This is a genomic window from Bradyrhizobium sp. CCBAU 51627 (assembly GCF_028128765.1).
Lineage (GTDB): Bacteria > Pseudomonadota > Alphaproteobacteria > Rhizobiales > Xanthobacteraceae > Bradyrhizobium.
Genome location: NZ_LBJG01000066.1, coordinates 1 through 11,035, shown reverse-complemented (window position 1 = coordinate 11,035; position 11,035 = coordinate 1). Strand labels below are relative to the sequence as shown.

The following is an 11,035-nucleotide window of genomic DNA, read 5'->3' as shown; positions in this document are numbered from 1 at the left end:
CGAATCAGAGACCTTATGGACTCACGATAATCGACGCGCCGGAAGCCATCCCTCCATCACTTTCGATTCAACTCAGTCGCCGGATGCTCTAGCGAATCACTTCCGCCGCACGCCCGACATTGGCGGGCGGACGCGGGATCGCAGGGTTCGGATTCGGGTTGCGCGGCGCCGGCGCCAGTTGATGCGGCGCTGGCTGCGGCGAACCGAAGCCGAAGAACTCGCGCAATGACGGCGTGGCTTGCGCCGGCTGTTGTGGCGGTGCCGGCTTCTTCGGTGCGAGCGGCTTGGGCGGTGCGATCGCGGCAGCCGCACCCGGCGTGCCGGGCGCCACGGGAGCTGCAGCACCACCTTGGGGCGTCGTCGTCGCAACAGGCGTATCGCCCTTGGCCTGCTCGCGGCCGACTTCGCGGCGCGGCCAGGCATAATCGTCGGCACGGCCTGCGGGCGCTACCAGCGGCTCGCCCTTCACCAGTGTCCGGGCGGCGAGCGCATCGACGGCGGCGGGACGTGTGCCCGGTCCACCCAGCAATTGATCGGTCGAGATCGAGGCTGCGACCAGCGGCACGATCGGGCCGGCGAGTGGTCGCGGCGCGGGTTTGCCGGGCTCGGCGCTGGTGTCGGGCGTTGCCGGCTCGCTCGGCAGCGCGATCGGGCCGGAGCGTCCGGCGAGCAAGCGCGTGATCTCGCGCTCGACATAATGCGCCAGTTTTCGTGCGCCGGGTTTGGTGAAATAAACGCCGTCGGCGCTTCGGAGCTGGCGGATCTGGCCTTCGAAGTCAGGGCCCTTCTGCAGGAAGCGGCCGGCTTCGTCGACAAAGCCGTCCCAGACGTCGACATAGGTGATGCCGGCCTTGGCTGCGCCTTCGCGATAGAGCGAATCCAGGAACAGCATGTCCGCGGTGCCTTTCTGCCCGCGAATGGCGGGCAGGCCCACCCAGAGCACGGGCACGCCCTTGGATTTCAGGACGCCCGCGAGCTCCTCGATCTTCTTGCTGTAGAGCTCGACCCAGCGCTCGTCGCGGAATTCGTAAAGGCCATTTGGGTTGCGCGCGGTTTTCTCCGGCGCGGCCGCAGGCGTATCGGGGTTGTCGGCCTCGTCCTGCGGCAGGTCGGTATCAACGGGCTTGTCGTCCGCCTTGGCGGTGGCGTCGGGCTTGGCCTCGCCGGGCTTTCCTTGCGATTTGGCGCGAGCGCCCTTGTCGTTCTTCTTGTCCTTGTCAGCGGACTTGTCGGTGACGGGCTCGCGGATTGCGATGCGGTCATTGAGGCCAAGCATGACGACGATGACGTCCGGCTTCTCGGTCTCCAAAATGCCCTTCGCGGCTGCCGCCCAATCGGAGGGCTCACCCTTCGGCTGGTACCTGATCAGGCCAGAGGTGGTCCGGTGCTTGCGGATCACGCCCATGTCGGGCTGCTCGATGTAGGCGTCTTCCAGGCCGTAGGCGAGCCAGTCGGCCATGGCGTCGCCGATCACCAGCACGTTTTTTTCAGGGATCGTATCGCGCTTTGCGGGCGCCGGAGCGCGCGAAAAATCCTGGCGCGGGGCCTGCGGCTGCTGCTGCTGGAACGGCGCGAAGAAATCGCCGCCAAACCAACCACCGCCACGTCGCTGCGGTGGGGCCGCGCGTTGCGGCGGGCCGCCGAAGCCGGGGAAGTTGAAGAATCCCTGCGCCGAGGCGGATCCCGCGACAAAGACGAGGATCGCAAGCGCCGTTCCCAACGCGAGCAGCGGGCCAGTCTCGGTCAGCGCCTTGAAAAAGGATTTTGGCTTCGACATGCGATCTCGGGCGGCGCGTAACGGGTCTGGGATTGGCTTGCTATAATAACGGAATCGGGCGCCAAACGGGCAAATTCTCTTGCGGAATTCCAAGCCCATACGCCGCGAACCGCGAGAATCCCCGCTCAGGGTTACTTTCGGCGCGATTTTACCGCCCGCGCAGCCGGTCCAGCACGTCGGAGGAGGCAAATCCATCCGCGGGGACCCCGATCGAAGCCTGGAAATTGCGCAAGGCGTCCCGGGTCTGGCCGCCGAATTGGCCGTCCGGGGTGCCCTTGTAGAAGCCGCGCTGGGCCAGAAGCTGCTGCAGTTCCAGCCGCTCGTTTCGTGACAGTTCGCGTTCCTGCCGCGGCCAGGGCTGCACGAAGGGCTGCCCCCCGCGCAGGCGGTCGGCGAAATGGCCGATCGCCAGCGCATAGGCCTCGGCCGGGTTGTACTTCATGATGACTCGGAAGTTCTGCAGCATCAGGAAGCCGGGGCCCTGCGCGCCGGCGGGCGCCAGCAGATAGGCCTTCTCCGCGGGGTGGGGGAATGGCTGACCCGTCGCCCGCTTGAGGCCGAGCTTCTCCCACTGTGCGATCGTCATCATCTTGGCGCGGTCGGCCAGCATGTAGTTGAATCCCTGGGGCACCACGACTTCGAAGCCCCAGGTCTGGCCGCTCTGCCAGCCATCCTTCTTCAGGTTGTTGGCGGTGGAGGCGATCAGGTCGGTCGGATTGTCGACGACGTCACGCCGTCCGTCGCCATCGCCGTCCACGGCAAAGCGCTTGAACGCGGTCGGCATGAACTGGGTTGGGCCGAACGCGCCGGCCCAGGAGCCGCGCATCTGCTCGTGCCGCAAATCGCCGCGGTTGAGGATCTCCAGCGCGGAGAGGAACTCGTCCCTGAAATAGGCCTGGCGGCGGCCGATGCAGGCGAGCGTCGCGGTCGATTGCAGCACGCTGCGGTCGCCCATCTGCGTCGAATAATTGGACTCGATGCCCCAGATCGCAGCGATGGTGTAGCGGTCGACGCCATAGGCCTTCTCGGTCGCGTCGAACTGCGCCTTGTATGTGGCGAGAACTTCCTTGCCCTTGGCGAGGCGATTGTCGTTCACGAGGATGTCGAGATAGTCCCAGATCGACTTGGTGAACTCGGGCTGCGAATCCATCAGGTCCATGATGCGCAGATCGGGGGCAAGGCCTTCAGTGAAGCGCTGGAAATTCTGCTGCGTGATGCCGCGACGTGCGGCATCGGGCCACATGCCCGCGACGCAATTGCTGAAATTGCCGGCAGCCTCGCGGATTGCGGCCGCGGTCATCAGCGGATGACCGGACGCGCCGTCCTCGCCGCTCCAGGGCTGGGCACCGCCCGGGCCAACGGCTTGGGGCGCCGGGCCAGGTGCGGAAAAGATGCCGCCGAACAGGTTCGACAAACCGTTCTGGGCCTGCGCCTGTGCCGGAAGCGGGAACAGCAAGGCGGCCGCAAGCATCGTTGCGCCGGTCAAAGATCCCGCTATGCCTGTCACCGATTGCCTCATGCCCCACCTGTCCGGCCAAAAATCCGCCCTCAGGAGGCCTCGTTACGGTTGCCAATAGCTTAACAAAGGTGAAATTTTGTAGGCGGTCTTGTCACTAACTCCATAAGCAAGGGCCCTACATCCGCCTTTGTTACCGGCTGCAAACCGGCTAGCAAGCTCGCATTGCTTCGATCACGCATCCACTCAAGGTATTCGATCACTCACATGAAAATCCGCAAAGCCGTATTTCCCGTCGCCGGCCTCGGTACCCGCGTTTTGCCCGCCACCAAGGCAATGCCGAAGGAAATGCTCACCATCGTCGACAAGCCACTGATCCAGTACGTGTATGACGAGGCGCGGGAAGCCGGCATCGAGCACTTCATCTTCGTGACCGGCCGCAACAAGAACGTCATCGAAGATCATTTCGACAGGATGTTCGAGCTCGACGCGACCTTGGCTGCGCGCGGCAAGAAGGCCGAGCAGGAGATTCTGGCGCAGAACCAGCCGGACGCCGGCGCCGTCAGCTTCACTCGCCAGCAGGCGCCGCTCGGCCTCGGCCATGCGGTGTGGTGTGCGCGCGACATCGTCGGCAACGAGCCGTTCGCGGTGGTGCTGCCGGACGAGCTCGTGCTCAACACGCCGGGCTGCCTGAAGCAGATGATCGAGACGGCCGCAACGGTCGGCGAGAAATCCAACCTGATCGCGGTCGAGGCCGTGCCCGACCACCTGACCCATCAATACGGCATCTGCGGCGTCGGCAAGCGCACCGGCAAGATGTTCGAGGTCGACGGCATGGTCGAGAAGCCGGCCAAGGGCACTGCGCCCTCCAACCTCTCGATCACCGGCCGCTACATCCTGCAGCCGGAAATCTTCAAAATCCTGGAGACACAGGAGCGCGGCGCCGGAGGCGAGATCCAGCTCACCGACGCCATGATCGGGCTCGCCAGATCGCAAAAATTCTACGGCGTCGAGTTCGAGGGCGAGCGCCATGATTGCGGCTCCAAGCCCGGCTTCCTTCGCGCCAACATCGCCTACGCGCTGAAGCGGCCGGAACTGCGCGAGGGGCTGATTGCGGAGATGAAGAAGTATCTGGGGCAGTAGCTCACGCCGCCAGCGACAGTGTCGGCAGGCTCGCGACCACTGACTGGTTGCGGCCGCCGGCTTTCGCGGCATAGAGCGCCTTGTCGGCGGCCGCGACCAGGATCGCCCAGTCCATCCCGGCGGTGGGCGCGAGGCTGGCGATGCCACAGGAGACGGTCGATCCCGTCCCGCCGTCGGACCAGCCCTGCACCTTCGCGCGGATCGTCTCGGCGATCTTGAAGGCATCGGCGGCCGAGGTGTTCGGCAACAGCACGGCGAATTCCTCGCCGCCATAGCGGGCGGCGCAGTCGCCGGCGCGGCGCACCGAATCGGAGATGCAGATGGCGATGCCGACCAGCACCTGGTCGCCTGCCTGGTGGCCGAACGTGTCGTTAAAGGCCTTGAAATGATCGGCATCAATCATCAAGAGCGCGATCTGGGTCTTCTCGCGCATGGCGCGCCGCCATTCGATGTCGATGACGGAATCGAACTTGCGGCGGTTGCGCAAGCCGGTGAGCGCGTCCGTGGTCGCCATCTCCTCGAGCTTGCTTTCGGCCTCGGCGCGGCGGCCGATCTCGCGGCCGAGCACCAGCGTCGAAGCCAGCACGAACAGGATCAGCGCCAGCACCACCGCGCCGATGCGATAGGCTTCCTTCTGCCAGAGCTCGAACACTGCGCCCAGCGGTTTGCCCGCCACCACAAACAGCGGACCCGAGCCGCTGCTGCGCACGTAGAGGCGCGGCGTCACGTCGACCGGGCCCTTTCCGGCGTACGATCCGCCCGCCCTGAGATTGTCGGCTTTCCAGTCCTGTCTCGTGCCGAGGTTCTTGCCGATGATGTCGAGGTCGAACGGCCGCCGCATCATGATGGTGCGGTCGCGCTTGAGCACGGTGATGGTATCATCGGGATCGAGGCTGAGCCGCTCGAACAGCTCGTGGAAATAGCTGAAGCGGATCGAGCCGGCCACCACCCCCATGAAGCCGCCGTCGCTGTCGCTGATGCGCCGGCTCAGCACGATCGAATAGGCGCCGCGAAACAGCATCGGCCGGCTGATGAACAGGCCGGCGTCGGGACTGTCGCGGTGAATCCTGAAATAGTCCTCGTCGGCGCGGTTCTCCGGTTGCGGGTCGAGCGTGGAGGCGTCGATGGTCAGCCTGCCGTCGGCGTCGAATACCTGGATGGCGCCGAAATGCCTCGCCGTCGTGGCATGGTCGAACAGGATGAGCTGCCGGATCGGCTTCGGGACGGTGGCGATCTCGGGCAGCAGCATGTTGCTGGCGACCGCCCTCAGTGACAGATCGTAGACCTCGATGTTGCGGCTGATGTCGGCGTCGATGGTCGCCGCCAGGTTCTCCAGTGTCTGCCGGGCGAGCGCCTCTTCGCCGCGGCGCATGTCGAGCATGACGTTGACGCAAATGGCGGAAAAGCCGATCACCGTCACGACGGACGAGATGATCAGCAGCTTCGCCGAAATGCGCCACGGTCGGCGGGCCGTGACGTCGCGCCATCCAGACAGCATCGATTGCTCCTGACTGTACTGGATGCGCTTGAAATCTTGCATAGTGTTTAAGCCGCGACGGCGCCGCCGCAATGAGTTAAGGATTGGTTTCCGCCAGCCTCGCTTTTGCGCAGATCAGGCTGCGGACAAAGTGTGAGGACGGCGGTGAACGATTACGACGCGCTACGCGATTACCTGTTGCGGCATAAGCAGACGGAATTCGTGCTGACCTTCGAGCAGATCGAGGAGATCATCGGCGCGGCGCTGCCGCGCGCGGCCAATCGTGCCTCGTGGTGGGACAGCCTGCGCAGCCCCGACATCCAGATGCCCCAGCGCGAAGCCTGCCTCACGGCGGGGTTCATCGCGACGCGGATGCCTGATGGTCAGAGCGTGCGGTTTACGAAACGGAAGAATGACCGGCGACGGTAGGGCTGGGTCGTCATTCCGGGCGACGCGAAGCATCGAACTACGGTGCGCAATTGCGCATCTGAGAATCTCGAGATTCCGGGTTCGCCTCTTCCGAGGCGCCCCGGAATGACGGCCGGCAATCAGCTCGCCGCTTCCAGCCGCACTTCTGTAAGCAGCCGCATCGCGGCATCGGCGTCCATCGGCTCGCCGAAGGCGAAGCCCTGCGCGTATTCGCAGCCCAATTGATAGAGCTCGACCGCGTCGGAATCGGTCTCGGCGCCTTCCGCCACCACGTCCATGCCGAGATCATGCGCAAGCGCGATGATCGACTTCAGGATCACCGGCCGCGTGCCGCGGTTGGTCGTGCGCACGAAGGACTGGTCGATCTTGATGGTATCGAACGGGAAGCGCTGGAGATAGGCGAGGGAGGAATGGCCGGTGCCGAAATCGTCGAGCGACAATCCGGTGCCGAGCTCGCGGATCCGCGTCAGCATTTGCGCGGCGTGCTCAGGATTCTCCATCACCAGCGATTCCGTCAACTCCAGCTTCAGCGTGCCGCGCGCCACCGAGGAGCGTGACAGCACGGTGCGGATATCGTGGATGAGGTCGTGGCGCAGCAGCTGCCGCGAGGAGACGTTGACGGATGCGAAGATCGGCTCGCGCGAGCGCATCGCGCGCTGCCAGACCGAAAGCTGCTTTGCGGTCTGGTCGAGCACGAACATGCCGAGGTCGACGATCAGGCCGGTCTCTTCGGCGACGGTGATGAATTCCGACGGCGCCATGCGCCCGAGCTTGGGATGATCCCAGCGCACCAGCGCCTCGAAGCCGGCGACCGAACGATCCTCCAGCCGCACGATCGGCTGGTACAGGATCGTCAGCTCCTGCCGCTCGATGGCGCGGCGCAGCTCGCTCTCCAGCGTCAGGCGGTCCGTCTTTCGGGCGCGCATTGCGGGCTTGTAGACGTCGATGCGGTCGCCGCCGATGCGCTTGGAATGATACATCGCAAGCTCGGCGTCCTTGATGATCTCGTCCGTCAGTTGGGTCTGAGGATCCGACAGAGCGAGACCGATCGACGCCGTCAAGAAGATCTCGCGGTCGTTGAAGGCGATCGGCGCGCGGATGGTCTTTCGGATGGTCTCGGCGAAGGCGGTGATGCGGGCCGGGTCTTGCTCGGACAGAAGGATCAGGCCGAACTGGTCACCGGCTAGCCGCGCCAGCGTGTCCTGGGGTTTGAGGATTCGGGTGAGGCGACGGGCCAGCGTCAGCAGGATGGAATCGCCGACCGCGATGCCGACGGAATCGTTGACTTGCTTGAAGCGGTCGAGGTCGATCACCATCAGCGTCGGCCGCAGCGTCGGCATGGTCTTGGCGAAGTTTGCGACGCCGCCGAGCCGGTCCATGAACAGTTTGCGGTTGGGCAGGCCGGTGAGGTTGTCATGCACCGAATCGTGCAGCAGGCGTTCCTCGGCGTTGCGGAGCTCCGTGACGTCGGTCAGCGTGCCGACCACGCGCGAGACCTCGCCGTCGGAGCCGACCACCGGACGCGCCTTCAGCGCGAACCACATGAAATGGCCATCTGGGGTGCGCAGGCGGAAATCCTGCACGAGGCGGCCGCGGCGCTGGTCGAGCACGCTGTCGAGCGCGGCGCGGAAGCGGTCCTGGTCGAGCGGGTGAAGCACTTCGAGCCAGGAGGCCGCCGGTCCCTCCAACGTGCCGCGCTTGAGACCCAGCAGCGCTTCGGTCTCGGGGCTGGTGAAGACCTTGTCGGCGGAGACGTCCCAGTCCCAGATCAGATCGCCGGAGCCGGCCAGCGCCAGCGCGCGACGCTCGATGTCGGAGACCACGCCAGTGGTGGCGCCGCCGCCGGCAAAAGCGTGCTGCATCACCGTGAAGCCGATCAGCATCACGATCAGCACGAGGCCGCCGAGCAGGGCAGGGCCGACGATGTCGTTGGTGACGGATCCGGCCACCGTCATGCCGGCCGCGACCACCCAGACCACCAGCAGGAACCAGGTCGGGATCAACAGCACCGCGCGGTCGAAACCGTGGGTCGAGAGATAGACGATCAGCGCGAAGCCGGCGAAGGCGATCAACACCAGCGAGATGCGGGCAATGCCGGAGGCAACGGCGGGATCGAATAGAGCGAGCGCGACCAGTGACCCAAGGAAGGCGAGCCAGCCGACCGTGATGTGGGAGTAGCGCACGTGCCATCGACTGAGGTTGAGATAGGCGAACAGGAACACCAGCAGTGTTGCTGCGAGAATCGCCTCACCCGCCGCGCGCCAGATGCGCTCGGCGTTGTTCGACATGTCGAGGACCTTGCCCCAGAAGCCGAAATCGACGCCGATATAGACCAGCACCGCCCAGGCCAGCGCCGCGGCCGCCGGGAACATGATGCTGCCCTTCACCACGAACAGGATGGTCAGCACCAGTGCCAGCAGGCCCGAGATGCCGATCACGATTCCCTGGTACAGCGTGAAGGAATTGACCTTGTCCTTGTAGGCTTCCGGCTCCCACAGATAGAGCTGCGGCAGCTTGTCGGTGCGCAGTTCCGCGACGAAGGTGACGACGGCGCCCGGATCGAGCGTAACGCGGAACACGTCGGCGGTCGGGCTCTCCTGCCGGTCGGGCCGATCGCCCGTGGACGGCGTGATGGTCGCGATGCGCGACAGGCCGAGGTCGGGCCACAACAGCCCTGAGGACACGATGCGGTAATGCGGAGCGACGATCAGACGGTCGAGCTGGTCGTCGGTGTTGTTGGCGAGCGCGAACACCACCCAGTTCTGGCCGCCCTCGCGGGCGCGCACCTCAATGCGGCGCACGATGCCGTCGGTGCCGGGTGCGGTCGAAACCTGGATGCGGTCGGTGTCGCTGCGCTGATGCTCCAGTATGCCGGTGAGGTCGATCGCGGGCGCATCGCCGCGAACGCTGACGGCGTCGAGCGCGCGTGCAGGCGACGCGGCGACAAGAATCATGAGGCCCAGCGCGATGGGCGCGAGGCACCTGATCAGACGCAAGGTCAGTTCTCCGCGTTCGACGCAAACTCTAAGTGCAAGGCTGGTACGTAAAAGGCTGGCACGTAAAGGCGATTTCAGACCGGACCGAAGTGGTTCGGCGGTTCGCGATAGATGCCACGAAAGCGAGGAAAATCAAAGGGTTTCCGCCTCGCTCAGTGGGCCAGCGGCCTAGACCTCCAACACAATTTTGCCAATATGTGCTGAGGTCTCCATGCGCCGGTGTGCGTCGGCGGCCCTTTCCAGCGGGAAAGCGCTGTCCATCAGCGGTTTGACGCGGCCTTCGCGCAACAGCGGCATCACTTTGGCCTCGATCGCAGCCACCATCGCCGCCTTGTCCGCATTACTACGGGGCCGCAAGGTCGAGCCGGTATGGGTCAACCGCTTCACCATCACCTTGGCGATGTTGGCGCTGATGTTGGGGCCATTGAGGGTTGCGATCTGCACGATCCGGCCGTCGACCGCCGCGGCGTCATAGTTACGGTCGACATAGTCGCCCGCGACCATGTCGAGGATCAGGTTGGCGCCGACCTTGCCGGTCTCTTCCTTGACGACGGCGACGAAGTCTTCGGTCTTGTAGTTGATGGCGCGGTCGGCTCCGAGCTTGAGGCAGGCATCGACCTTGTCCTGCGAGCCGACGGTGACGAACACCTTGGCGCCGAACGCTTTGGCGAGCTGGATCGCCATGGTGCCGATGCCCGAGGATCCGCCATGGATCAGCAGCGTCTCGCCGGCCTTCAGCCCGCCGCGCTCGAACACATTGTGCCAGACCGTCATCAGCGTTTCCGGCAGCGCGCCGGCTTCCTTGATCGACAGCGACGGCGGCACGCTCATCGCCTGGGCGTCCTGCGCAATGCAATACTGCGCGTAGCCGCCGCCGGCGACCAGCGACATCACGATGTCGCCGACCTTGTGCCGCTTGGCGTTGCTGCCGACCGCGACCACCTCACCTGATATTTCCAGGCCGGGCAGGTCGCTGGCGCCGGGCGGCGGCGGATAGGCGCCGGAGCGCTGCGCCACGTCGGGCCGATTGACGCCGGCAGCCATCACCTTGACCAGGATCTCGTCGGGACCCGGCTGCGGAAGGGGGCGTTGTTCCGGCACCAGCACCTCGGGTCCGCCGGGCTTGGAGATGGCGACCACGGTCATTTGCGCGGGCAGCTTGTCCATGATGTGTCCTTGAGCAAAGGTGCGAGGGAACGAGGCCCTTGATTAGCCAGCGCGGTCCATGCTGGCAACCGCCTCAGCCGTGTGGTCCGGTCCGCGGACGCAGGAGGAACGACGATGCCGATGGAAGATGACGACCGCCCGCGCAAGAAGGTCACCCATGAGATCGGACAGGATCTCTCACTGTTGTCGGTCGAGGAATTGACCGAGCGCGTCGCCTTGCTCAAGACCGAGATCGTCCGCCTGGAAGAAGCCGCCACCAAGAAGCGCGCCTCGCGCGATGCGGCGAACAGTTTTTTCAAGACGTAGGATTTCAGTGTCCTGGCGCGCGCGGCGCCGGACTCTGTCCGTCGTTATTCCGGGGCGGCGTGTTAGCGCCGGGCCCGGAATCCATAGCCCCAAGACGTCGAAACGGGCAGGCGGGCAACTCCATCTCCTTGTGGTTATGGATTCCGGGCTCGCGACTTCGTCGCGCCAGGAAATGACGGAGGAGAGAGCGTGGGTCGTGTCCCCAGTAGTGGTGTAGTTCGGTAGAGCAAGGCCGCCCGGACGCGCGCTCCCACATAGCGCCGTAGCGGGCGGGCGGCTTTGCG

The 11,035-nt window shown here is 65.1% G+C and carries 8 protein-coding genes; 3 read left to right on the top strand and 5 right to left on the bottom strand.

Annotation, left to right across the window (positions count from 1 at the left end; genetic code table 11):
- Nucleotides 1-88: 88 nt before the first annotated feature.
- Together XH88_RS25890 and XH88_RS25885 are read right to left on the bottom strand one after the other, a co-directional pair.
- Nucleotides 89-1,777, bottom strand: a complete 1,689-nt coding sequence (locus tag XH88_RS25890; RefSeq protein ID WP_271671077.1) for an SGNH/GDSL hydrolase family protein — start codon at nucleotides 1,775-1,777, stop codon at nucleotides 89-91.
- A gap of 148 nt (nucleotides 1,778-1,925) precedes the next feature.
- Nucleotides 1,926-3,296, bottom strand: coding sequence for a lytic murein transglycosylase (locus tag XH88_RS25885; protein ID WP_271671076.1), 1,371 nt, complete (start codon nucleotides 3,294-3,296; stop codon nucleotides 1,926-1,928).
- Nucleotides 3,297-3,500: 204 nt separating this feature from the next.
- Between XH88_RS25885 and XH88_RS25880 the strand changes: the two genes are divergently transcribed.
- A complete protein-coding gene (locus XH88_RS25880) occupies nucleotides 3,501-4,376 on the top strand; it encodes a UTP--glucose-1-phosphate uridylyltransferase (RefSeq protein WP_271671075.1) in 876 nt (291 codons plus the stop codon).
- Between the two features lies 1 nt (nucleotide 4,377).
- Here the strand turns inward: XH88_RS25880 and XH88_RS25875 are convergent, their stop codons facing one another.
- Nucleotides 4,378-5,874 (bottom strand): GGDEF domain-containing protein, encoded by a 1,497-nt coding sequence (locus XH88_RS25875; RefSeq protein ID WP_271671074.1) that lies wholly within the window; start codon nucleotides 5,872-5,874, stop codon nucleotides 4,378-4,380.
- A 144-nt stretch (nucleotides 5,875-6,018) separates the two neighbouring features.
- On the opposite strand from XH88_RS25875, the gene XH88_RS25870 reads away from it, so the two are divergent.
- Entirely contained in the window at nucleotides 6,019-6,282 is a 264-nt protein-coding gene (locus XH88_RS25870) for a DUF7662 domain-containing protein (protein ID WP_271671073.1), read from the top strand.
- A 119-nt stretch (nucleotides 6,283-6,401) separates the two neighbouring features.
- On the opposite strand, the gene XH88_RS25865 is transcribed toward XH88_RS25870, so the two are convergent.
- Together XH88_RS25865 and XH88_RS25860 are read right to left on the bottom strand one after the other, a co-directional pair.
- Complete coding sequence (locus XH88_RS25865; RefSeq protein WP_271671072.1) at nucleotides 6,402-9,278, bottom strand: EAL domain-containing protein; 2,877 nt, start codon at nucleotides 9,276-9,278, stop codon at nucleotides 6,402-6,404.
- A 168-nt stretch (nucleotides 9,279-9,446) separates the two neighbouring features.
- Nucleotides 9,447-10,445, bottom strand: coding sequence for an NAD(P)H-quinone oxidoreductase (locus XH88_RS25860; RefSeq protein WP_271671071.1), 999 nt, complete (start codon nucleotides 10,443-10,445; stop codon nucleotides 9,447-9,449).
- A 114-nt stretch (nucleotides 10,446-10,559) separates the two neighbouring features.
- Here XH88_RS25860 and XH88_RS25855 point away from each other — a divergent pair, with 114 nt between their 5' ends.
- Nucleotides 10,560-10,751: a DUF1192 domain-containing protein gene (locus XH88_RS25855; RefSeq protein WP_271671070.1), complete on the top strand. Its 192-nt coding sequence runs from the start codon at nucleotides 10,560-10,562 to the stop codon at nucleotides 10,749-10,751.
- The last annotated feature ends 284 nt before the right edge of the window (nucleotides 10,752-11,035 follow it).

Excerpts from the sequence above, each read along its gene's own strand:
- XH88_RS25885 (WP_271671076.1), bottom strand. The coding sequence starts at position 3,296 with ATGAGGCAATCGGTGACAGGCATAGCGGGATCTTTGACCGGCGCAACG.
- XH88_RS25875 (WP_271671074.1), bottom strand. The coding sequence starts at position 5,874 with ATGCTGTCTGGATGGCGCGACGTCACGGCCCGCCGACCGTGGCGCATT.
- XH88_RS25880 (WP_271671075.1), top strand. The coding sequence starts at position 3,501 with ATGAAAATCCGCAAAGCCGTATTTCCCGTCGCCGGCCTCGGTACCCGC.
- XH88_RS25890 (WP_271671077.1), bottom strand. The coding sequence starts at position 1,777 with ATGTCGAAGCCAAAATCCTTTTTCAAGGCGCTGACCGAGACTGGCCCG.
- XH88_RS25860 (WP_271671071.1), bottom strand. The coding sequence starts at position 10,445 with ATGGACAAGCTGCCCGCGCAAATGACCGTGGTCGCCATCTCCAAGCCC.
- XH88_RS25855 (WP_271671070.1), top strand. The coding sequence starts at position 10,560 with ATGCCGATGGAAGATGACGACCGCCCGCGCAAGAAGGTCACCCATGAG.